This is a genomic window from Ruegeria sp. BC1, assembly GCF_056539305.1.
Window position 1 is genome coordinate 507,056 of the sequence record NZ_JBQFUT010000001.1, and the last position, 20,954, is coordinate 528,009.

Genomic DNA, 20,954 nt, shown 5'->3' on the forward strand with positions numbered 1-20,954 from the left:
AATTTACCTGTCTTCAGCCAATACGGCCGGTGATGTAACTTTCGGTGCGGGGATCTTCGGGGTTGGTGAAAATCTGCCCGGTCTCGCCGAATTCGACCAGATTTCCGAGGTGGAAAAATGCAGTTTTCTGGCTGACGCGCGCGGCTTGCTGCATCGAATGGGTTACGATCACAACAGAAAACCGCGAGCGCAGCTCGTCGATCAGTTCCTCGACCTGAGCTGTTGCAATCGGGTCCAGTGCACTGCATGGCTCATCCATCAGAAGGACCTCGGGCGCGGTCGCAATCGCCCGCGCAATGCAAAGGCGTTGCTGCTGACCGCCTGAAAGGCCAGTACCCGGAGCATCCAGACGATCCTTGACCTCATCCCAGATGGCACCGCGCCGCAGAGATTTCTCAACGATTTCATCCAGTTCCGCCTTGTTCTTGGCAAGACCGTGGATACGTGGGCCATAAGCCACGTTGTCGTAAATCGACTTGGGAAACGGGTTCGGTTTCTGGAACACCATGCCCACCTTGGCGCGCAACTGAACCGGGTCCACGCGTTTGTCATAAATATCTTCGCCGTCCAGAAGGATATCCCCTTTGACCCGGCAGATGTCGATCGTGTCGTTCATTCGGTTTAGACAGCGCAAGAAAGTAGACTTACCACAACCCGACGGGCCGATGAACGCGGTTACGGTCTTGTCTTCGATGTCCACATTCACGTCTTTGATGGCGTGGGTGTCACCGTAATAGACCTGAACATTGTTCGCAGCGATCTTGATTGTATTGGAGTCCACGGTTCTCTCCACTCGTGTCATGTCTTTCATAGTAGCCCCTCTTACCAGCGGCGTTCAAAGCGGCGGCGCAAGAGTACCGCGATGGTGTTCATTGTGACGAGGAAGATCAACAGGATGATGATTCCCCCCCAGGCCCGTTCATAAAAGGCCGGGTCAGCGCGCTTGGACCACTCAAAGATCTGCGCGGGCATGGCCGAATTGGGTGACAGGAACCCAGCGACAATTCCGTCGGGCGGGTTCGAAGCGATAAAGCCCACCATCCCGATCAGAAGCAACGGCGCGGTTTCCCCCAGCGCCTGCGCAAGACCAATGATAGTGCCTGTCAGGATACCCGGCGCAGCCAGTGGCAGTACATGGTGGAATACCGCCTGCATTTTCGAGGCCCCTACCCCAAGTGCGGCATCGCGGATCGACGGCGGCACAGCCTTCAGCGACGCTCGGGTCGAGATGATGATCGTCGGCAAGGTCATCAGTGTCAGAACCAAACCACCAACCAGCGGAGCTGACGTCGGCAGGTGCATGTAATTGATGAACACGGCCAGGCCCAGAATGCCGAACACGATGGACGGCACGGCAGCCAAGTTCGAGATGTTCACCTCAATGATATCCGTCAAGCGGTTCTGAGGCGCGAATTCTTCAAGGTAGATCGAAGCCGCAACGCCAATCGGTAGCGCCAGCGCCAGCACCACAAACATCATGAACAAGGAACCCAGCATCGACACGCCAATACCAGCTGCCTCAGGCCGTTGATCAGAGGCGTCTGCGCCAAAGATGAAGCCTGGATTGAAGGCTTTGTAGAGAACACCTGCGTCGCGCAGTTGATCCACGAAATCAAGCTGTTCGACCGAAATGCTCTTGTCGTTGGCAATCGAATCGCGGGTCACGCGGCCCTTCATGTAGCCATCCACGCGGCTGTTGGTCAAAAAGCGGAAGCTGACTGTTTTACCGATTTCATCAGGGTTCGATATGACATAGTTCCGCAGTTCGGCCTGTGCCGCCTTGGACAGGATCTTACCCATATCCTTGGGTGACAGGACGGTCTGGATACCCAGTTTTTCGACCTCGCTTTCCAAGGCAGACGCGATCAGAGGTGCATACCCAAAGGTAGAAACCTTTTTGATATCGTCGATATTGCGATTGCCTTTCTTGTCCAGTTTGTCTGCCTTTAGTTCGACACTCAGTTCAAGATAGGTTTGTTGAAACGCACCCAGTCCCGAAGTCACGATATTAGTGACCAGTACGATCAGCATCAGCAGACCAATAGCGATCGCTACGATACCGTACATTTTAAATCGGCCTTCGGCTGCGTTGCGGCGTTTGGTGCGCGCGTCCTTTTCAAACAGCGATCCACCTTTTGGCTTCGCGGTCGGAGCAGCGCCAGGCGTTTGGGAAATATCGGTCATTCGTACTGCTCCCGGTATTTGCGTACGATGTAGAGGGCGAAGATATTCAGCGCCAACGTGATAACGAACAGCGTCAGGCCTAGCGCAAAGGCCACCAGTGTTTCGGGGCTGGCAAAGTCGGTATCGCCGGTCAACTGACTGACGATCCGGGTAGTAATGGTCGTCATCGCCTCGAACGGGTTGCCCGAGAATTTGGCGATGGCACCCGCGGCCATCACAACAATCATCGTCTCACCAATGGCGCGGCTTGCAGCCAGAAGGATCGCGCCGACGATACCCGGTAGGGCTGCAGGCAGGATCACCCCGCGTACAGTTTCGGAATGCGTGGCCCCCAACCCGAGCGAGCCGTCGCGCATGGATTGCGGCACAGCGTTGATAATGTCATCTGACAGGGACGAAACAAATGGGATCAGCATAATTCCCATGACCAGGCCAGCAGTCAGAACCGCGTTCGAGCTGGCCATCCAACCTACCCCCAACGCGCCATTTTGCCCAAAAAGCGCAACCAGTGCTGGGCCAACCGTCAGCAGGGCAAACAGACCGTAAACAATGGTTGGGATACCGGCGAGGATCTCAAGCAGAGGCTTGGCGACCGAACGCACTGCACCTGAAGCGTATTCTGAGAGGTAGATCGCAGCGAACAGACCGATTGGCACAGCAACCAGCAAAGCAATCAGCGAGATATAAAGCGTACCCCACAGCAGCGGCAGGATCGACAACTCACTGCCACCACGGAAATTCGGAGCCCAAGTGGGGCCAAAAAAGAAATCCTTCCAGGAATGCAGCTGGAAGAAGTTCATCGTTTCAAAAAGCATCGATAGAACGATACCGACTGTGGTCAGGATCGCGATCGAGGCCGCCAACAGCAACAGCGCGAGAATGCCCTGCTCTACCACGTTGCGCGCCCGGAATTCTTTGTGTGTGCGGATATAGGCAAATGCCGCCCCCAGCAACGCCAGCGCCAGAACAACTACTTGCATCACAATCGAACCGGTGCTCGTCATGCTGCGATGCTTCTGGGCGGCCGCAAGGATGGGCTGAGTTATGTCTTGTGTCAGAACCTGCCCTGAGTCCTTCAATGCGGTCGTGAGTTTTTCAATATCCGCATTGGCATCTTGCGCCTGTGCCTCGGTCAGTGAACCGGTAGAAACAGCACCGTTCAAACCCTGCGCTACTCTGCGCACCTCGCTCATGATCAGGCCGCGATCCGACCCTTCCGGAATCGCCTGTTCTGGTATGAATCCAGACACCGTGGTGTTCACGATCATGGGCTGTATCAGAAGCCAACCAATCAACACACCCAATGCAGGGATCAAAGCCGTCAAAGCAACGTTGTAGCCATAGTAGGATGGCAGCGAGTGCAACTCGCGCACGTCACCCCCCGCGCTAGCCAAGGCACGGGAACGTCCCGTGAAATAACCGATCACTGCCAGCGCAAGCAGGATAAGCAACAGCCAGGATAGTGCCATGAGAACTCCGTGGGGATGGCAGTGTTGGAGTCAAAAAGAACCGGGGCGCACGAAACGCGCCCCGGTTCCATTCATCTAAGTGATCAGGAACCGCCGCCCAGTACGGTTTCGTTGGCTACCGTTTCCTGAACCTGGATCAGTTCCGGATCAGAGACCAGACCATATTCGGCCAGCGGGCCATCGGGGCCTGCAATCTCATCCGCAACGAAGAACTCGGCGTATTCTTTCAGGCCGGGGATCACGCCGATGTGGGCTTTCTTCACGTAGAAGAACAACGGGCGCGACACCGGATATTCGCCGGTTGCGATCGACTCGGTCGAAGGAACGACGCCGGACATGGTCGCGACCTGCAGCTTGTCGGTGTTGTTTTCGTAGAACGCCAGACCAAAGACGCCGATGCCGTCTTTGTTGCTGTCGATGCGGGCCAGAGTTTCGGTGTAGTCGCCGTCGATGTCGACTGAAACGCCATCGGTACGCAGAGCGATACAGGCTTTCTCAGCAGCTTTCTTGTCGTCACCGTTGGCGGCTTTGTAGACGTCGAAGTCACCCAGGTGCTCACAACCAGCCAGGATCACCTTGTCTTCGAACACTTCGCGAGTGCCGTGCTTGGTGCCCGGTACGAATGCTGCAATCGGCTGCGCCGGGAATGCGGGGTTCACGTCGGCCCAAGTTTTGTTCGGGTTGTCGACCAGTTCACCATCAACGACGATCTGAGCGGACAGGGCTTTGTACCAATCTTCCGGTGTGAACTCGAACGAGTTGCCGTTGATGTCGGAAGCAAAGACGATGCCATCATAACCGATCTGAACTTCGATGATATCGGTCACGCCATTGTCGGCACACGCTTTGATTTCTTTTTCGCGGATAGCACGCGACGCGTTGGCGACGTCGATGGTGTTTTCGCCAACACCTTCGCAGAAACGCTTCAGGCCGGCAGACGATCCACCCGATTCAACAACCGGTGTAGGGAAGTCAAAATTTTCACCGAAGGCTTCAGCCACAATCGAAGCGTAAGGAAGCACGGTAGACGAACCGGCAACCTGAACTTGATCACGAGCGGCGGCCGCAGTGGCCGATACAGCAGCGATGGCGAGAGCCGAAGCCGACAGTTTTACAAAGGACATTTCAGTCTCCTTGAGAGCAACAGTTATTGATCATCCCCATGATGATCTTGCGCGAACCATTAAGAGGCGCTCGTAAGCCTTTTGTGACAGGCATGTAACAGCTTTATGACAGTTGGTGGGAAAAGATCTGAAAATAGCACAATGCAGTTATGCACCATTCACATAGGCAACAGAAACTTAACAAAAACTCACTGTTATCGTGGCAGTATAACGGTAAACGTCGCGCCCTTTCCCAATTCGCTTTCAACCCGCAATCGACCGCGATGACGATTGATAATGTGTTTAACGATAGCCAGACCCAGCCCGGTGCCCCCCATTTGCCGGGATCGGTGGCTGTCGGCACGATAGAATCGCTCTGTCAGGCGGGGCAAATGAAGCGAATCTATACCGGGCCCCTTATCGATCACTTGAACCCTAACCGCAGGACCACGCGTGGCAGCGTCGCGTTCAGTTGACAGAACCCGAACCTCAACGCTGCCGCCACTGCCGCCGTATTTGATTCCATTTTCAATCAGGTTGGTGAACACTTGACGCAGCTGATCGCTATCCCCGGTGAGAGATATAGGGCCTTCAGGTGCGCTCAAAGTCAGGGTGACCTCGGCATCCTCTGCTAACGGACGCAACGAGTTCAGCGTGGATTGTAACACTCCCGTCAGTTCAAGTTGTTCCTTGGGACGTACTCGTTCTTCGCTTTCCACACGGTTCAACGACAGCAAATCCCCGACCAACCGGTTCATGCGATTTGCCTCATCGGTCATGATTTGCAGAAACCGCTCACGGGCGGCTTCGTCATCACGGGCAGGGCCGCGAAGCGTTTCTATGAATCCCATCAGCGCAGTCAAAGGTGTGCGCAATTCATGACTGACGTTCGCCACAAAGTCCCGCCGCATCTGGCTGGCTTGTTCCACATGCGTGACGTCCTGAAAAATGGCCAGTGACGCGCCACCTGACACGGCGCCTACACCTTCCATATAACGGCACTGCACTTCGAACGTCGTATCCTGCGCGCCATCGTTTGACAGGTGCCGGGTGTTTGCCGGGCCTTTGGAGCGCAGGCTCTGTTCAAAAGCTTCGATGACCTGAGGTTGCCGCAAAATCGTGGCAAAGTGCCTGCCGACAATATTTTGCCCCAGCAAGGTCTTTGCATCGGTATTCGCTGCGATGATCCGCTCGGTCTGGTCCACCATAAGGGCGGGCATCGGGATGGCCGAGACAAATTCAGCAAGCAGATCGTCTGACATTCTTTTGTACTTTCGGCCGTATCGAGTGTTCTAGGAAACCGGTTTCAACTGATCCCGGAACCTGCGCATGTTTTCCTGATAATGCAGGGCGCTGAACGTGATCCGCTGAGCACCAGCAGCATCCAGTTGTCGTACGACTTTGCCGGGCGATCCCATCACAAGCGAGTTGTCGGGAATTTCCTTGCCTTCCGTAATCAAGGCCCCCGCCCCAATCAGGCAGTTCTTTCCGATTTTGGCACCATTGAGAACAATAGCCCCCATCCCGATCAGCGTATTATCCCCGATTGTGCATCCATGCAGCATGACCTTATGGCCGATGGTGCAGTTCTTGCCGATGGTCAGCGGGTAACCGGCGTCGATATGCATGACGCAGTTTTCCTGCACGTTGCTGCCCTCGCCCACGCGAATTTCTTCATGATCCGCCCGGATGGTACAACCGAACCAGACCGAGGATCCCTGCTCCAGCACAACTTTGCCCACCAGATTGGCATCCGGTGCAACCCAAGTATCGTCGTGGATTTGCGGAGTATGTTCACCCAGAGCGTAGATGGTCATGACAATCCTTCAAATTCGTTTTGCAGAATCCGCACGTGGTTTTGCAGACTTGGTTGCTGGATGCGGCGCATGCGCTCGGCGCTGACGATGGTTTTCAGCTTTGCTTCGGTGGCGTCCAGATCGTCGTTGACCAGCACATAATCGTAGTACCCCCAGTGGCTGATTTCATCCCAGCTTTTCAACATACGCTTGGCAATCACGTCTTCACTGTCCTGGCCGCGGGTCTCAAGCCGACGCCGCAATTCTGGGATCGAAGGCGGCAGGATGAAGATCGACAATGCATGTTTCCCCAGATCCGAATTGCGGATCTGCACCTCGCCTTGCCAATCCACGTCAAACAGAACATCCCGCCCTGAATTGATCGACTTTCGAACTGGTTCGGCGGGCGAGCCATAAAAATTGCCAAAGACGTGAGCATGTTCCAGCATTTGGCCGTCGGCAACCTGCTGTTTGAACTCATCGTCCGACAGAAAGTAATACTCGCGCCCATGTTCTTCGCCCGGACGCGGTGCCCGGGTCGTGGCCGAGACCGAAAATTCCAATCCGGTATCCCAGGCCATCAGCCGCCGGGCCAAAGTGGACTTTCCCGCACCCGAGGGCGATGACAAGATGATTAGTAGGCCGCGGCGATCTGCCATTTCAGTCGTTCCCATTGTCATTCAACGTTTTGCACCTGCTCCCGCATCTGATCTATTACAGCCTTTAACTCAAGCCCTACCGAGGTCAGGTCCGCGCTTTGCGCCTTTGAGCACAGTGTATTGGCCTCGCGATTGAACTCCTGCATTAGAAAATCCAGTTTGCGCCCGACGGCCACATTCTGCGAAAGCAAATCACGGGCCGCCGTGACATGCGCTTTTAGGCGATCGATTTCCTCAGTTATGTCTGATTTTACGGTTATCAACGCCAATTCCTGAGCCACACGGTCTGGGTCCGCGCCTTGCGAATTTTCCAGTACACGCGCCAAGTTCTCGCGCAACGCCTCGGCTGTTTTGTCTTTGCGCTGTTCTGCTAACTCGGCGGCTTGTTCCGTGAATACTGCAACCTGATCAAGCTGCCCGCCCAATATCCCTGCCAGCGCCTTGCCTTCAGCCTGTCGCATGTCCACAAAAGCGACCAACAGAGGGGCGAACTCAGCCGACAGCTGTTCGACCAGCGGTGCGGGATCATCCACGTCGCTGCCTACCTCCAACATTCCCTTTAACGAAATCAAATCCACTGCAGTCGACGGAGCCAGAGTTACACCGTTTGCTTCGGCCATTTCGTGCGTGCGGGCCAAAGCGACTAACGCCGCGTTCATGGCTGTTTCGTTCAGGGCAAGATCGGGCGTGGATTCGTCCCGGCTCAGCCTTAGGGACAAGGTTACATTGCCTCGTGTCAAAGCCTTGGACAGTTGGGCACGCAACGCAGCTTCAAGCCCGGTCAGCCACTCGGGTACGCGCAGCCGCATGTCCAGCCCCTTGCCGTTCACACTACGCAGTTCCCACGTCCAGCTATGGGGTCCAAACGTTCCCTTGCCCGACGCGAATCCGGTCATGGATCTGATCATGCCTGCCCTTTCAGTCGCTGCCCTTTGGTGTCTTGCTTGCCGCACCTAACGGCAACACCGGTGGCAGAGCAAGAGTTTGCTGAGTTTTGCGTTGTGCCCCAGTAGTTAACCATTCGTTAAAGAATTCCTCCAAAATTGACTTAACCCGTGTCAATCTGACCGCAGTCAGGGTTTGGTCGGACTAACTTGGCCCCGATACTTGGCATTTTAGAAAAAGACGGTCGATTGGTACTAGGGTAATGAAAATGAAAACCTTTTTCGGTAACGGTTCCGGGTCAAAATTTGGAAAGATCGTCGCAATGGATCGTTTTGACAGTGGGCGTAGCCTCTCGCCCATCCGACAGGCCGAGGCATATTGGACGGCGTTGCTGACAGGCGACGACGTTCCGATGCGCTCGCAGATTGATCCGCGCGGGCTCGAAAATATTCTGGAATACACCCTTATTCTGGAACGCATCGCCCCAGGTCTGGCCCGGTTTCGCCTGGCCGGTAGCCATCTGAACAAAGTAGCTGGCATGGAGGTGCGAGGAATGCCTTTGACCGCGTTCTTCGAACCCAGCGCGCGCAACCAGATCTCAGAGATTTTGGAACAGGTGTTCGCAAGCCCAGCCATTGCAGAATTGAGTATGGTCTCGGCGGGTAAACTTGGGCGAACTCAGTTACAGGCGCGCATGATCTTGCTGCCTCTGAAAAGCGATCTGGGGGATGTCAGCCGCGTATTGGGTGTTATGGTCAGCGACGGCACGATCGGCACGACACCCCGTAGGTTTACAATTCCTGACTGCCGATTGCGCGCAGTGTCCGATGTCCAGGCGCCGCAACATCATATTCAGAAAGAGGCGGCCGGATTTGCCGAAGACCAAATGGACTTCCATCGCCCGGGCTCACATCTGCGACTAGTCGTGTCCCGCGACGACTGACGCCTATAAAAAAGGCGGGCCAAATCAGCCCGCCTTCGCAATAGGTTTATTCTGATTTAACTGGCCGCGCGTTTGTTGCGGTCGCGGCGCAGGTTCGTCAGTTCTTCGGCCACAAGGAACGCCAGTTCCAACGACTGCGTCGCGTTCAGACGCGGATCACAGGCTGTGTGATAGCGATCCGACAAATCCTCTTCGGTCACGGCCCGAACACCGCCGGTGCATTCGGTCACGTCCAGTCCGGTCATCTCGAAATGCACGCCACCGGGGATTGTTCCCTCAGCCTGATGCACGCCAAAGAAGTCGCGTACCTCGCGCAGAACCGAGTCGAACGGACGGGTCTTGTAGCCCGTCGCCGACTTGATCGTGTTTCCGTGCATCGGATCGCAAACCCAAGTGACCTTGGCGCCTTCTTCTTTGACGGCTTTGATCAGACGCGGCAGGTGTTCACCGGCTTTACCCGCGCCAAAGCGCGCGATCAGCGTCAGGCGACCTTCTTCGTTTTCGGGGTTCAGCTTGGACATCAGAACCTTGAGGTCTTCGGCTGTGGTCGTCGGACCACATTTCAGACCGATCGGGTTCAGGACGCCGCTACAGAATTCCACATGCGCACCTTCCGGCTGACGTGTGCGGTCGCCGATCCAGATCATGTGACCTGATCCTGCAAGCCAGTTGCCAGACGTCGAATCAAGACGGGTCAGCGCCTCTTCGTACTCCAGTAGTAGGCTTTCATGGCTGGTGTAGAACTCAACGGTCGAAAACTCATGCGTTGTGTCCGCAGTGATACCGGCGGCGCCCATAAAGTCGATCGTATCCTGAATGCGGTCAGCGATTTCCGAGTATTTCTGAACATCCTGCTCATCCGTGAATCCAAGGGTCCAGGAATGCACCATGCTCATATCGGCAAAACCACCGGTCGAGAATGCACGCAACAGATTCAGCGTTGCCGCTGCCTGTGTATAGGCCTGCAGCATTTTTCCGGGGTTTGGAATTCGAGCTTCGGGCGTAAAGGCCAATTCATTGATGATGTCACCGCGATAGCTGGGCAGTTCCACGCCATCCACCACCTCGGTCGGGGCGCTACGCGGTTTGGCGAACTGGCCGGCCATGCGGCCTACTTTGACCACCGGCACTTTGGCGCCGTAGGTCAGAACCATCGCCATCTGCAGCATCACTTTGAACGTATCGCGGATCGCGTCCGCACTGAATTGTTCAAAGCTTTCGGCACAATCGCCCCCTTGCAGCAAAAAGGCCTCGCCGCGACCGGCGGCACCCAAATGTTGCTTCAGACGCCGTGCTTCGCCCGCAAAGACCAGCGGGGGATACTGCGAAAGCTGCGCCTCGACTTTGGCCAGCGCGGCCGCGTCGGTATAGTCTGGCATCTGAACCCGGGGCTTATTGCGCCAGTTCGTTTTTTGCCATTCAGTCATAGCTTTGATCTCCGCTGAAGTATTCAGGTCGTCTCTATACAAAATGCATTGAAGACTGACCATATACGATTTGCGCCCCTTGACGCCGCAATCAAGCTTTGGTCATGGTGGCTGATAAATCTGTCGCTGGATGTTCGTTCTAAAGCGCCGAATCAAGGACACCTCGCCATGCAAGAGCAACGCCAAGTTGTCACGGTGGAAAACACTGCGGCCAACCCTCGAAATTTTGTATTTGTCCTATTGGACAAATTCTCGTTGCTGTCGTTTGCTTCGGCACTGGATAGTTTGCGAATTGCAAACCGAATGGCAAACAAACAGTTGTATTCCTGGGTGCTGTTGGGTGAAGGCGGAGAGTCGGTCAATTGCTCGGCTGGCACGACATTTCAATTGGATTCGGATCTGGTTGAGCTTCAGCGCGACGATACCGTTCTGATCTGTGGCGGTGTGGACGTACAAGCTGCTACGACCAAAAAGATACTGAACTGGGTTCGCCGCGAAGCACGGCGGGGATTGCGTATCGGCGGTCTGTGTACGGCGGCCTATACGTTGGCTAAGGCAGGGTTGCTGGACGGCAAGCGCGCGACTATTCACTGGGAAAATTCGGACAGTTTCATCGAAGAGTTCGACGAAGTTGAGTTGACTAAATCCGTCTTTCTGATCGACGGCAACCGAATGACTACCGCTGGCGGAACGTCATCCATCGACCTGTTGCTAAAGATAATTGCCGATGATTACGGCGAAGACCTTGCTAATGCTGTCGCGGATCAGATGATCTACTCTTCAATTCGCACCGATCAGGATACACAACGTCTGTCGACTCCGACCCGGATCGGTGTGCGCCATCCCAAGCTGAGCCAGGTCATTCTGATGATGGAGAAGAACATCGAAGAGCCGATCTCGCCTTCGATTCTGGCCAAGGACGTCGGCATGTCGACCCGGCAGTTGGAACGCCTGTTCCGCCGCTATCTCAGCCGGTCACCCAAGCGGTACTACATGGAATTGCGCCTGCACAAAGCACGGAATTTGCTGATGCAGACGGATATGAGTGTGATCAATGTCGCGCTGGCCTGCGGCTTTGCCTCGCCCAGCCATTTTTCGAAATGTTACCGGGCGCATTACAACACCACGCCGTACCGCGAGCGCGGCGCGCAGGGTGATCGGTTGTCGGTGTAAAGCAAGTTTAGTCGGGGGTCATGCGATACACGGCCCCCTGCCCGACTGAAATGAACCAGATCGCCCCGTCCGGTGCTTCGACAATATCGCGAACACGCTCTGTTTCGGGTCCTTTGATCTGCTCAACTTCGCGCAATGGCTTACCTTCAAGCCGCGCAATGTAGTCGAACTTTAGCGAACCGACAAAGATGTCGCCTTTCCATTTTGGCCACAACTTGCCGGAATACACCAGCAACCCGGACGGCGCGATAGATGGGACCCAGTAATATTTGGGCTGTTCCATGCCGGGTTTAGACGTGCCCTCGCCTATTTTCTGGCCGGAATAATGGACCCCATAGGAGATGACCGGCCATCCATAATTTAAGCCTGGCTGAACCAAGTTGACCTCGTCTCCGCCCTTTGCCCCGTGTTCGGAAACCCAAAGCTGCCCGCGTGCATCCAAACCGGCACCTTGCGGGTTGCGATGTCCGTAGGACCAGATTTCCGGTCGCACTCGTTCGTTACCGAAAAAGGGATTATCCTGCGGAACAGACCCGTCGCGGTTGATTCGGATTACCGATCCCATGTGGTTCGACCTGTCTTGCGCATTGGGGCGATCTCCACGATCCCCGATAGTGACGAACAGGGTTCCGTCATCCGCTTCTACCACACGCGAGCCGAAGTGCCGGCCGCCCGACCCGCCTGGGACGGCCTCGAAAATAACGCGCAGGTTGGTGAGCCGGTCGCCCTTTTCCGACAGGCGCGCGACGGCCAGCGCAGTTCCGGCACCATCGCGCTGACCTTTGGAGAACGTAAGGAACACCTCGCGTGTTTGGGAAAAATCACGCGCTACGGTGATATCCAACAGCCCGCCCTGACCGCGGGCTGACACTTGGGGAACACCTTTAACTCGGGTTGCCTGCCCGTCAGAGACATAGAGCAGCTCTCCTTCACGCTCGGTCACCAAAAAGGATGCGTCTGGCAAGATTCCGATTGCCCATGGCGTGTCCAACCCTTCGACCAGAGGGGCGACCCGAACCGGCCCCGATGATGTCTGCAAAACCTCTGCACTGACCAAAGTTGCGCTGTACGACAGGACCAGAACCGCCAAGGCTTTCAACATCGTTTTCTCCTCAAACCGCCGGGCACCGTTGTCAGCGGCATCCCCAACAAAACAGTTAGAGCAGTAGTCGACAAAAACACGATTGCGTTAGGACTTTTCTTTTCCAAACAGCTTGCCTAGGGTCGTGCCCAGAACGAACACGTTCCAATATGGGAGTAACCTAATGAAAAAGCTGCTTACCGCAACTGCAGCAACCGCTCTGCTGGCTGGCACTGCAATGGCTGAGGACGTCACGCTGGGCGTTCTGTTCGGCTTCACCGGACCGATTGAATCGCTGGCACCTGCCATGGGTTCGGGCGCAGAACTGGCGATGGCCGAAGTCACCGAATCCGGCAAACTGCTGGATGGTTCAACCGTCACCGCATCGCGCGCCGACACCGGCTGCATCGACAATGGTCTGGCGACCTCGAACGGTGAACGCATGATCGCAGACGGCGTTGCCGGCATCGTCGGTGGCGACTGCTCGGGCGTGACCGGCGCTATCCTTCAGAACGTTGCGATTCCAAATGGTATGGTCATGATCTCGCCGTCTGCGACCTCGCCCGGCCTATCGACCATGGAAGACAACGGTCTGTTCTTCCGTACCGCTCCGTCGGATGCGCGTGAAGGCGAAGTGATGGCCGACATCCTCAAGGATCGCGGCATCAATTCGATTGCCCTGACTTACACCAACAACGACTACGGCAAAGGTCTGGCGGATGCGATCCAGTCCTCGTTCGAAGCTGCTGGTGGCGAAGTAACTATCGTGGCGGCGCACGAAGACGGCAAGGCCGATTATTCGGCTGAAGTGGGCGCACTGGCCTCGGCTGGCGGCGACATTCTGGTCGTAGCTGGTTATCTGGACCAGGGCGGTCTGGGCATCATCCAGTCGGCCTTGGACAGCGGTGCTTACGACACATTCGGTCTGCCGGGTGGCATGATCGGTGACTCGCTGCCTCAGAACGTTGGCCCGGATCTGGATGGATCGTTCGGCCAGATTGCCGGTTCGGGTGGTGAAGGTGCCGAGAAATACTTTGCCATGGCTGAAGAGGCGGGTTTCGATGGCACATCGCCCTATTCGCCGGAATCTTATGACGCCGCTGCGCTGTTCATGCTGGCCATGCAAGCCGCCGGTTCGACCAACCCGGCTGACTACGGCCCGAAGATCATGGACGTCGCCAACGCTCCGGGCGAGAAAATCTATCCCGGTGAATTGGCCAAAGGACTGGAGCTGCTGGCCGCAGGTCAGGACATCGACTATGTTGGTGCATCCGGTGTTGAGCTGATCGGCCCCGGTGAAAGCGCGGGTTCTTACCGTGAGATCGAAGTGACCGACGGCAAGAACGAAACCGTCAACTTCCGGTGATCCTGTCACTATCGTCTTAAAAACAAGCAGCCCGGGCCTTGTGTCCGGGCTGTTTCAATGAAAAAAGACCGCACCTCTTACCAGGGGTTGGGGACACAAGAACGCCGACAACGGCGGCTAGGGGAAAACATGATCGTCGTCGAAGACGTGCATAAGCATTTCGGCGGTTTTCACGCGGTGGATGGGGCATCGCTGGAAATCCAAAAGGGTTCCATCACCGGCCTGATTGGTCCAAACGGGGCCGGAAAAACTACTCTGTTCAATGTGATCGCGGGCGTTCTTCCGCCGACTAGCGGCAAGGTGTTCATGGACGGCGAGAACATCACCGGCCTGCCCCCGCATGATCTGTTTCACAAGGGCCTGTTGCGCACTTTCCAAATCGCGCACGAATTTTCCTCGATGACCTGTCGGGAAAACCTGATGATGGTGCCCGGCGCACAATCCGGTGAATCGCTTTGGAACACATGGTTCGGTCGCAAACGCATTGCCGATGAAGAGCGCGCACTAAAGGCCAAGGCGGATGAGGTGTTGGAATTCCTGACCATTGAGCATCTGGCGAATCACAAGGCGGGTCAGGTCTCGGGCGGGCAAAAGAAATTGCTGGAACTTGGCCGCACCATGATGGTGGACGCCAAGATCGTGTTTCTGGACGAGGTTGGTGCCGGCGTGAACCGCACCTTGCTGATGACTATTGCTGATACGATCCTGCGCCTGAACAAGGAACGCGGATATACTTTCGTCGTCATCGAACACGACATGGATTTCATCGGCAAGATCTGCGACCCGGTCATTTGTATGGCCGAAGGTAAGGTTCTGGCCGAAGGTACGTTGGACGAGATCAAAGCCAACGAGCACGTTATCGAGGCTTATTTGGGCACCGGCCTGAAGAACAAAGACAAGCTGGAGGCCGGGGCGTGAGCGACAATCCTTATCACGACGACAAGGGCAACAAGGACGCCTCGATCACCAATACGCATGGCGTCGGCACCATGACCCCCGCGCATCAGACCAGCGGCAAGACGCACTATGTCGGCGGCGGCCCGTTCCTGATCGGAGACACTATGACCGGCGGTTATGGCAAGGGTCCAGATATCCTGCATGACTGCACCATCGCCGTCGACAGGGGTGAGATCGCCGTGATCGTCGGCCCCAACGGCGCAGGAAAATCGACCGCGATGAAAGCGGTTTTCGGTATGCTCGACGTCCGCGCCGGGTCTGTGCGACTGGATGGAGAAGATATTACCAATCTCTCACCGCAGGACCGCGTGATCAAAGGTATGGGCTTTGTGCCGCAGACTTCGAACATCTTTACGTCCATGACGGTTGAAGAAAACCTAGAAATGGGCGCCTTCATCCGCCGCGACGACATAAGCCAGACGATGGAGCAGGTCTATGATCTGTTCCCCATCCTGCGCGACAAACGTAATCAAGCGGCCGGAGAGCTGTCGGGCGGGCAACGACAACAGGTCGCCGTGGGCCGCGCGCTGATGACGCAGCCGAAGGTCTTGATGTTGGACGAACCTACCGCCGGTGTCTCACCCATCGTGATGGATGAGCTGTTTGACCGGATCATCGAAGTCTCACGCACCGGGTTGCCGATCCTGATGGTCGAACAGAACGCCCGCCAGGCCTTGGAGATCGCGGACAAGGGATATGTGCTGGTTCAGGGGCGCAACGCTTACACCGGCACGGGCAAAGAACTGCTGGCCGATCCCGAAGTGCGTAAGAGTTTCTTGGGGGGATGAGGATGAAGTTACTAATAATCTCAATGGCCGTAGCTTTGGCCCCCGTTCAGTTGATCGCTGCCGAACTCACAAAATGCATCTTTGAGTACACCTGCGCGAACACCCGACCATGCCAAACTACAAAGACGGGCGAAGGTGTCGATTTCGCCTACGAAAAACTGCCGGACAATCAGCTTCGAATTGATCTTGGAGACGGTGGGTTGCCCCTGCTCAATGTTGTTCAAGTATCAGACGAGTTGATGACTGCGTACGGCTGGAGCGAAGACCGTTCAGCCTCCTATACGTTCAGTGCATTTTCGGATGGCATCGTCGCTTACACAACACATGTATTTACCGGCATTGGCATTAGCCTAACGGCCCTTGGCCGCTGCGAGGTTTAAGACTAATGGACTTCCTCAACGCCCTTGTGGCGCTCTCCAACTTCGTTCTTGTTCCAGCAATCGCCTATGGCAGCCAGTTGGCTCTGGGCGCTCTGGGGGTCACTCTGATCTATGGTATCCTGCGGTTCTCGAACTTTGCCCATGGCGATACGATGGCCTTTGGCGCGATGATTGCAGTGCTGGTGACCTGGGGGCTGCAAGCCGCCGGTATCAGTTTTGGGCCATTGCCGACCGCACTATTGGCTCTGCCTTTTGCCATTCTGGGCTGTATCGTTCTGGTGTTGATCACCGACCGGCTGGTGTACCGGTTCTACCGGGTACAAAAGGCCAAACCGGTTATCCTGGTGATCGTCTCGATGGGCGTGATGTTCATCATGAACGGTCTGGTGCGGTTCATCATCGGGCCGGATGACCAGAGGTTTTCTGATGGCGCGCGGTTCATCATTTCGGCGCGTGATTTCAAGGCCATGACCGGGCTGAAAGAGGGGCTTGCGATCAAGACTTCTCAGGGCATTACGGTGCTAGTGGCGGTGATCGCCGTGGCGCTGCTGTTCTGGTTCCTCAACAAGACGCGCACCGGCAAGTCAATGCGCGCGTATTCCGACAACGAGGATCTGGCGCTGCTGTCTGGTATCAATCCTGAACGGGTGGTTATGATCACATGGATCATTGTCGCAGCACTGGCAACCACGGCTGGGGTTCTCTACGGCTTGGACAAAAGCTTCAAACCTTTCGTGTATTTCCAGCTGTTGCTGCCGATCTTTGCCTCTGCCATCGTCGGTGGCCTCGGGAACCCACTGGGTGCTATCGCAGGTGGCTTCATCATCGCGTTCTCTGAGGTGACAATCACCTATGCCTGGAAAAAGGTGCTGACATACGTCGCCCCCGAAAGCCTTGCACCGTCAGGATTGGTTCAATTCCTGTCCACCGACTACAAATTCGCCGTCAGCTTTGTCATCCTGCTGATCGTGCTTCTGTTCAAACCCACGGGTCTGTTTAAGGGGAAAGCGGTATGACCGAACCTGTCAAAAACACGCTGCTTTTCGTCATTGTCGGTTGCCTGATCCTGATGACGGGTTTCACGCAGAGCTGGAACGCCGCAATCCTTATTCTGAACATGGGGTTGATCTCAGCTATCATGGCGATCGGAGTGAACCTGCAATGGGGCTTTGCAGGCCTGTTCAACGTCGGTGTCATGGGCTTTGTCGCGCTGGGCGGATTGGCGGTGGTGCTGGTCTCGACCCCCCCGACGGCTGGGGCGTGGAGCGCCGGTGGATATGGTATTATTCTTGCCTTGTTACTTGGGGCCGCAACCGTCGTTGCCGCTGTGTTGGTATCGCAAAAGATGCCCAAGGGCCGGGTGCGCACCTTATCCATCGTTGGCATTCTGGTCGCCGGATTCTTTATCTATCGCGCTGTTTTTGATCCTAGCTCTGCGGCTGTTGAAGCGATCAACCCTGCCGTCGAAGGCAACCTTGGCGGTCTGAATCTGCCGGTGCTGCTGGCCTGGCCCGCAGGAGGATTACTGGCGGCTGGCGCTGCTTGGCTGATCGGAAAAACGGCATTGGGCCTGCGGTCAGATTATCTTGCAATTGCCACCTTGGGCATTGCCGAGATCATCATCGCGATCATGAAGAATGAAGACTGGCTGGCCCGTGGGGTCAAGAATGTTTACGGCATCCCGCGCCCTGCCCCTGTGGTGGGTTACGAAGTAGAGCTGCAACAAGACCCCGGCTTTATCGCGCGCGCCGAGTGGTTTGGTCTCGACCCGGTCACCGCGTCGACGTTGTCGGTCAAGCTGGGGTATTCGCTGTTGTTCCTGATCGTGCTGCTGGTGCTGCTGTGGATGGCTCAGAAAGCGCTTCACAGCCCTTGGGGCCGCATGATGCGCGCCATTCGAGATAATGAGGTTGCGGCCGAAGCGATGGGCAAGGACGTCACCCGCCGGCATCTGCAGATTTTTGTTCTGGGCTCCGCCATTTGCGGGATCGCTGGCGCAATGATGACCACACTGGACGGACAGCTGACACCCAGCGCGTACCAGCCCTTGCGCTTTACCTTCCTTGTGTGGGTGATGGTGATCGTGGGTGGCTCGGGCAACAATTTCGGTGCAGTTCTGGGGGCATTCCTGATCTGGTTCCTGTGGGTACAGGTTGAGCCCATTGGCCTTTGGCTGATGAACCTGATCACCGCGTGGATGCCTGATGGCAGCGCTTTGAAAGCGCATCTGATAGAAAGTTCGGCACATATGCGGCTGTTTACTATGGGACTGGTGCTGCTGATTGTTCTCAGATTCAGCCCCAGGGGTCTTATCCCCGAGAAATAGGACCAGAGTATTGAACCGCGTCGGATATTCGGCGCGGTTTCTTGATTCATCAACAGAACCTGAATAGACCAATCTATAGTTGGGCTAGTTCTAATTCGCCTTCACGTTTAATTAGTCAATCGACGCTGATACTGCAGGTCACCTCTTGAGAGTAAAAAGACGACAGATGAAAAACACTATAATCCCCAAAATCCTTATGTTGCCCATTGTCGTCAGTATGACTGCTTGCATTCCGTCTCCTGAAGATCTGGAGACCGAGCCGGTTAAAGTTCAAACCCCGAAGGGTGAAGTGACCTGCCAGCTTTATCGTCAGGATCGAGTGATTTGGGATCGGGCCACCAATTTCCCAGCCAGCAAAATGTCGGTCTCAGAGGCAGATGCCTATTGCCGTCAGGAAGGCCAACGCCGGTTGAAGTGACGCGTCGGGCGCCGGTCAGCTGATATACAGCCCGGCGCCCATCTGTTATCTAGCCTTGAACAATCCACCCAGAATACCGCGCACGATCCTGCGACCGGTGGTGCCCTTGAGCTCTTTAATGACTGCCTCACTCATGGCAGACGCAAACGTATCCTTGGGCCGGTTTAATCGCGAGGAAGACCGTCCAACCCTGCTTCCGGAATAGCGCCGCGCGGTTGCAAATTCACGTTCGGCCACGGACTGGGTTTCCTCTTGCTCTTCTGCTTCGGCCGCTGCTAGTGCAGCCTTATCAGCACGGGTCTGAAGTATCTCAAAAGCTGATTTTCTATCTCTTAGAGTCCCATATTTTACTTTCATGGGAGAAGCTTCAAGAACGGCCTGACGCTCGGTTTCCTTAATCGGGCCAAGCTGTGATCCGGGTGGTCGTATCAGTGTCCGCTCAACAATCCCCGGAACCCCTTTTTTCTGCAGCATCGATGTTACCGCCTCGCCGACGCCAACCTCTCGGATCGCGGCTTCGGTATCAAAGGCAGGATTCTCGCGATAGGTTTCAGCAGCAAGGCGCAGGTTTTTTCGGTCCCGTGCCGTGAAAGCACGCAGGGCATGTTGCACGCGGTTGCCGAGCTGCCCCAGAATATCCTCGGGGATGTCCGCCGGATTCTGAGAAATGAAGTAAACGCCAACTCCCTTGGATCGGATCAGTCGCGCCACCTGTTCCACCTTATCGACAAGAACTTTCGGAGCGTCGTCAAACAACAGGTGCGCCTCGTCAAAGAAGAATACCAGCTTGGGTTTGTCAGGATCGCCAACCTCGGGCAATTCCTCGAACAACTCGCTCAACAGCCAAAGCAGAAACGTCGCATAAAGACGCGGTGAGCCCATCAGTTTGTCCGAGGCAAGAATGTTCACCATCCCCTGCCCGTTTGCATCCGTACGCATCAGGTCTGCCAATTCCAGAGCAGGTTCGCCAAACAGGTTGGTCGCACCCTGGTTTTCCAGCACCAGCAGACGCCGCTGTATCGCTCCGATCGAAGCGGTCGAGACATTGCCGTATCGCAAAGACAACTGCGCCCGGTTTTCGCCGATCCACACCAGCAGTGCCTGCAGGTCCTTGAGGTCCAGCAGAGGCATTCCCTCTTCGTCAGCCACGCGGAAGGCGATGTTCAGAATGCCTTCTTGCGCCTCGCTCAGATCCATAAGTCGAGACAGCAGCAGAGGCCCCATCTCGGTTACCGTCGTTCTAACAGGATGCCCTTGCTGGCCGAACAGGTCCCAGAACGTCACCGGACAAGCAGCATAGGAAAAGTCGGTAAATCCGATGCGTGTAGCCCGGTCCTGAAACGCCTGATGCAATTTATGACTTTCGCTGCCCGCCTTGGCCAACCCAGATAAATCGCCTTTGACGTCCGACAAAAAAACCGGAACGCCTGCTTGCGAGAACCCTTCGGCCAGGATTTGAAGTGTCACCGTCTTACCGGTACCCGTCGCCCCGGCGATCAATCCGTGCCGGTTTGCATATTTCAACGTCAAAGATTGCGGCTGGCTGTAGTCATCACCTGCGCCACCCAGAAAAATGTTCTTATCCATGTAAGCTTGGCCTTAATTTCCACCGATCTGCTCCCAGCATACTAAGTTAACCATTGGCTGCGATAGTCAATTCGCTGCCTTTACGGTTCCCGGACAAGGCGGCAGACTTCCTCCCTGTCGACTAGCCGCGCCTTCGGGCGCGGTTTTTTTAAAGATTTCTGTCGTTGGCATTAAATTTTTCGGTTTGCAGTTGACCACTGCGCTCGCCTTTCGTAACGTCTGCGCATAACTAAGTCGGCCAGTCCGACGGGGAGAAAAATTTATGAAAGGGAGCCGCTCCACCGGCTCCCTTTTTCGTTGGAACGAATGGGTTGAAACGGCAAGAATCCGATCACGACCTACCCTTTTTGCGGCTTTGAGACTGACACCTTTGCCGAAGGGTGTTATCACCAACAAAAAAATGTTCACTCAC

Annotated in this window: 20 protein-coding genes; 9 read left to right on the plus strand and 11 right to left on the minus strand. The window is 55.7% G+C overall.

From position 1 onward, the window contains the following. Positions 1 to 13 precede the first annotated feature (13 nt). The 8 genes from pstB to ACR0IY_RS02540 all read right to left on the minus strand — a co-directional run bounded on the left by pstB (position 14) and on the right by ACR0IY_RS02540 (position 8,119). The gene (pstB, locus tag ACR0IY_RS02505; RefSeq protein WP_480670272.1) at positions 14 to 811 is read right to left on the minus strand and encodes a phosphate ABC transporter ATP-binding protein PstB; all 798 of its coding nucleotides are present in this window, start codon (positions 809 to 811) and stop codon (positions 14 to 16) included. Between the two features lie 11 nt (positions 812 to 822). After that, on the minus strand, positions 823 to 2,184 hold the full coding sequence (gene pstA, locus ACR0IY_RS02510) for a phosphate ABC transporter permease PstA (protein ID WP_480670273.1): 1,362 nt from the start codon (positions 2,182 to 2,184) through the stop codon (positions 823 to 825). After that, positions 2,181 to 3,653: a phosphate ABC transporter permease subunit PstC gene (pstC, locus tag ACR0IY_RS02515; RefSeq protein WP_480670274.1), complete on the minus strand. Its 1,473-nt coding sequence runs from the start codon at positions 3,651 to 3,653 to the stop codon at positions 2,181 to 2,183. Before pstC ends, pstA begins: the two co-directional genes overlap by 4 nt. Positions 3,654 to 3,736: 83 nt before the next feature. Continuing rightward, positions 3,737 to 4,777 carry a substrate-binding domain-containing protein gene (locus ACR0IY_RS02520; RefSeq protein ID WP_480670275.1) on the minus strand — a complete coding sequence of 347 codons (1,041 nt, stop codon included), beginning with the start codon at positions 4,775 to 4,777 and terminating at the stop codon, positions 3,737 to 3,739. Between the two features lie 194 nt (positions 4,778 to 4,971). Continuing rightward, entirely contained in the window at positions 4,972 to 6,018 is a 1,047-nt protein-coding gene (locus tag ACR0IY_RS02525) for an ATP-binding protein (protein WP_480670276.1), read from the minus strand. 30 nt (positions 6,019 to 6,048) lie between these two features. Beyond that, positions 6,049 to 6,573 carry a gamma carbonic anhydrase family protein gene (locus tag ACR0IY_RS02530; protein ID WP_480670277.1) on the minus strand — a complete coding sequence of 175 codons (525 nt, stop codon included), beginning with the start codon at positions 6,571 to 6,573 and terminating at the stop codon, positions 6,049 to 6,051. After that, positions 6,570 to 7,211 (minus strand): guanylate kinase, encoded by a 642-nt coding sequence (gene gmk / locus ACR0IY_RS02535; protein WP_480670278.1) that lies wholly within the window; start codon positions 7,209 to 7,211, stop codon positions 6,570 to 6,572. The genes ACR0IY_RS02530 and gmk overlap by 4 nt, the downstream gene beginning before the upstream one ends. Positions 7,212 to 7,228: 17 nt before the next feature. Next, the gene (locus ACR0IY_RS02540; protein WP_480670279.1) at positions 7,229 to 8,119 is read right to left on the minus strand and encodes a YicC/YloC family endoribonuclease; all 891 of its coding nucleotides are present in this window, start codon (positions 8,117 to 8,119) and stop codon (positions 7,229 to 7,231) included. A gap of 245 nt (positions 8,120 to 8,364) precedes the next feature. Here ACR0IY_RS02540 and ACR0IY_RS02545 point away from each other — a divergent pair, with 245 nt between their 5' ends. After that, positions 8,365 to 9,039 (plus strand): PAS domain-containing protein, encoded by a 675-nt coding sequence (locus ACR0IY_RS02545; protein ID WP_480670280.1) that lies wholly within the window; start codon positions 8,365 to 8,367, stop codon positions 9,037 to 9,039. Positions 9,040 to 9,095: 56 nt separating this feature from the next. Here the strand turns inward: ACR0IY_RS02545 and ACR0IY_RS02550 are convergent, their stop codons facing one another. Beyond that, complete coding sequence (locus ACR0IY_RS02550; RefSeq protein WP_480670281.1) at positions 9,096 to 10,466, minus strand: class II 3-deoxy-7-phosphoheptulonate synthase; 1,371 nt, start codon at positions 10,464 to 10,466, stop codon at positions 9,096 to 9,098. A 168-nt stretch (positions 10,467 to 10,634) separates the two neighbouring features. On the opposite strand from ACR0IY_RS02550, the gene ACR0IY_RS02555 reads away from it, so the two are divergent. Beyond that, positions 10,635 to 11,639, plus strand: a complete 1,005-nt coding sequence (locus tag ACR0IY_RS02555; protein ID WP_480670282.1) for a GlxA family transcriptional regulator — start codon at positions 10,635 to 10,637, stop codon at positions 11,637 to 11,639. A 7-nt stretch (positions 11,640 to 11,646) separates the two neighbouring features. On the opposite strand, the gene ACR0IY_RS02560 is transcribed toward ACR0IY_RS02555, so the two are convergent. After that, positions 11,647 to 12,741 carry a PQQ-dependent sugar dehydrogenase gene (locus ACR0IY_RS02560; RefSeq protein ID WP_480670283.1) on the minus strand — a complete coding sequence of 365 codons (1,095 nt, stop codon included), beginning with the start codon at positions 12,739 to 12,741 and terminating at the stop codon, positions 11,647 to 11,649. A gap of 163 nt (positions 12,742 to 12,904) precedes the next feature. On the opposite strand from ACR0IY_RS02560, the gene ACR0IY_RS02565 reads away from it, so the two are divergent. From ACR0IY_RS02565 to ACR0IY_RS02595, 7 genes are all read left to right on the plus strand, one after another. After that, the gene (locus tag ACR0IY_RS02565) at positions 12,905 to 14,086 is read left to right on the plus strand and encodes an ABC transporter substrate-binding protein (RefSeq protein WP_480670284.1); all 1,182 of its coding nucleotides are present in this window, start codon (positions 12,905 to 12,907) and stop codon (positions 14,084 to 14,086) included. A gap of 129 nt (positions 14,087 to 14,215) precedes the next feature. Further along, on the plus strand, positions 14,216 to 15,004 hold the full coding sequence (locus tag ACR0IY_RS02570; protein WP_480671108.1) for an ABC transporter ATP-binding protein: 789 nt from the start codon (positions 14,216 to 14,218) through the stop codon (positions 15,002 to 15,004). Next, the gene (locus ACR0IY_RS02575; RefSeq protein WP_480670285.1) at positions 15,001 to 15,831 is read left to right on the plus strand and encodes an ABC transporter ATP-binding protein; all 831 of its coding nucleotides are present in this window, start codon (positions 15,001 to 15,003) and stop codon (positions 15,829 to 15,831) included. Before ACR0IY_RS02570 ends, ACR0IY_RS02575 begins: the two co-directional genes overlap by 4 nt. Positions 15,832 to 15,833: 2 nt before the next feature. Next, complete coding sequence (locus ACR0IY_RS02580; protein WP_480670286.1) at positions 15,834 to 16,211, plus strand: hypothetical protein; 378 nt, start codon at positions 15,834 to 15,836, stop codon at positions 16,209 to 16,211. A gap of 5 nt (positions 16,212 to 16,216) precedes the next feature. Continuing rightward, positions 16,217 to 17,227, plus strand: a complete 1,011-nt coding sequence (locus tag ACR0IY_RS02585) for a branched-chain amino acid ABC transporter permease (protein WP_480670287.1) — start codon at positions 16,217 to 16,219, stop codon at positions 17,225 to 17,227. Further along, the gene (locus tag ACR0IY_RS02590; protein ID WP_480670288.1) at positions 17,224 to 18,537 is read left to right on the plus strand and encodes a branched-chain amino acid ABC transporter permease; all 1,314 of its coding nucleotides are present in this window, start codon (positions 17,224 to 17,226) and stop codon (positions 18,535 to 18,537) included. Before ACR0IY_RS02585 ends, ACR0IY_RS02590 begins: the two co-directional genes overlap by 4 nt. Before the next feature lie 166 nt (positions 18,538 to 18,703). Continuing rightward, positions 18,704 to 18,955, plus strand: a complete 252-nt coding sequence (locus ACR0IY_RS02595; protein WP_480670289.1) for a hypothetical protein — start codon at positions 18,704 to 18,706, stop codon at positions 18,953 to 18,955. Between the two features lie 45 nt (positions 18,956 to 19,000). On the opposite strand, the gene ACR0IY_RS02600 is transcribed toward ACR0IY_RS02595, so the two are convergent. Next, positions 19,001 to 20,542 (minus strand): helicase HerA-like domain-containing protein, encoded by a 1,542-nt coding sequence (locus tag ACR0IY_RS02600; RefSeq protein ID WP_480670290.1) that lies wholly within the window; start codon positions 20,540 to 20,542, stop codon positions 19,001 to 19,003. Positions 20,543 to 20,954 lie beyond the last annotated feature (412 nt).

What these genes read in the sequence shown, in the direction of transcription:
- ACR0IY_RS02595 (WP_480670289.1), top strand. Translation starts at nt 18,704, where the DNA reads ATGAAAAACACTATAATCCCCAAAATCCTTATGTTGCCCATTGTCGTC.
- gmk (WP_480670278.1), bottom strand. Translation starts at nt 7,211, where the DNA reads ATGGCAGATCGCCGCGGCCTACTAATCATCTTGTCATCGCCCTCGGGT.
- ACR0IY_RS02565 (WP_480670284.1), top strand. Translation starts at nt 12,905, where the DNA reads ATGAAAAAGCTGCTTACCGCAACTGCAGCAACCGCTCTGCTGGCTGGC.
- ACR0IY_RS02520 (WP_480670275.1), bottom strand. Translation starts at nt 4,777, where the DNA reads ATGTCCTTTGTAAAACTGTCGGCTTCGGCTCTCGCCATCGCTGCTGTA.
- ACR0IY_RS02555 (WP_480670282.1), top strand. Translation starts at nt 10,635, where the DNA reads ATGCAAGAGCAACGCCAAGTTGTCACGGTGGAAAACACTGCGGCCAAC.
- ACR0IY_RS02530 (WP_480670277.1), bottom strand. Translation starts at nt 6,573, where the DNA reads ATGACCATCTACGCTCTGGGTGAACATACTCCGCAAATCCACGACGAT.
- ACR0IY_RS02550 (WP_480670281.1), bottom strand. Translation starts at nt 10,466, where the DNA reads ATGACTGAATGGCAAAAAACGAACTGGCGCAATAAGCCCCGGGTTCAG.
- ACR0IY_RS02540 (WP_480670279.1), bottom strand. Translation starts at nt 8,119, where the DNA reads ATGATCAGATCCATGACCGGATTCGCGTCGGGCAAGGGAACGTTTGGA.
- ACR0IY_RS02545 (WP_480670280.1), top strand. Translation starts at nt 8,365, where the DNA reads ATGAAAACCTTTTTCGGTAACGGTTCCGGGTCAAAATTTGGAAAGATC.
- ACR0IY_RS02570 (WP_480671108.1), top strand. Translation starts at nt 14,216, where the DNA reads ATGATCGTCGTCGAAGACGTGCATAAGCATTTCGGCGGTTTTCACGCG.
- ACR0IY_RS02590 (WP_480670288.1), top strand. Translation starts at nt 17,224, where the DNA reads ATGACCGAACCTGTCAAAAACACGCTGCTTTTCGTCATTGTCGGTTGC.
- ACR0IY_RS02560 (WP_480670283.1), bottom strand. Translation starts at nt 12,741, where the DNA reads ATGTTGAAAGCCTTGGCGGTTCTGGTCCTGTCGTACAGCGCAACTTTG.
- pstA (WP_480670273.1), bottom strand. Translation starts at nt 2,184, where the DNA reads ATGACCGATATTTCCCAAACGCCTGGCGCTGCTCCGACCGCGAAGCCA.
- ACR0IY_RS02525 (WP_480670276.1), bottom strand. Translation starts at nt 6,018, where the DNA reads ATGTCAGACGATCTGCTTGCTGAATTTGTCTCGGCCATCCCGATGCCC.
- ACR0IY_RS02580 (WP_480670286.1), top strand. Translation starts at nt 15,834, where the DNA reads ATGAAGTTACTAATAATCTCAATGGCCGTAGCTTTGGCCCCCGTTCAG.
- ACR0IY_RS02600 (WP_480670290.1), bottom strand. Translation starts at nt 20,542, where the DNA reads ATGGATAAGAACATTTTTCTGGGTGGCGCAGGTGATGACTACAGCCAG.
- pstC (WP_480670274.1), bottom strand. Translation starts at nt 3,653, where the DNA reads ATGGCACTATCCTGGCTGTTGCTTATCCTGCTTGCGCTGGCAGTGATC.
- ACR0IY_RS02585 (WP_480670287.1), top strand. Translation starts at nt 16,217, where the DNA reads ATGGACTTCCTCAACGCCCTTGTGGCGCTCTCCAACTTCGTTCTTGTT.
- pstB (WP_480670272.1), bottom strand. Translation starts at nt 811, where the DNA reads ATGAAAGACATGACACGAGTGGAGAGAACCGTGGACTCCAATACAATC.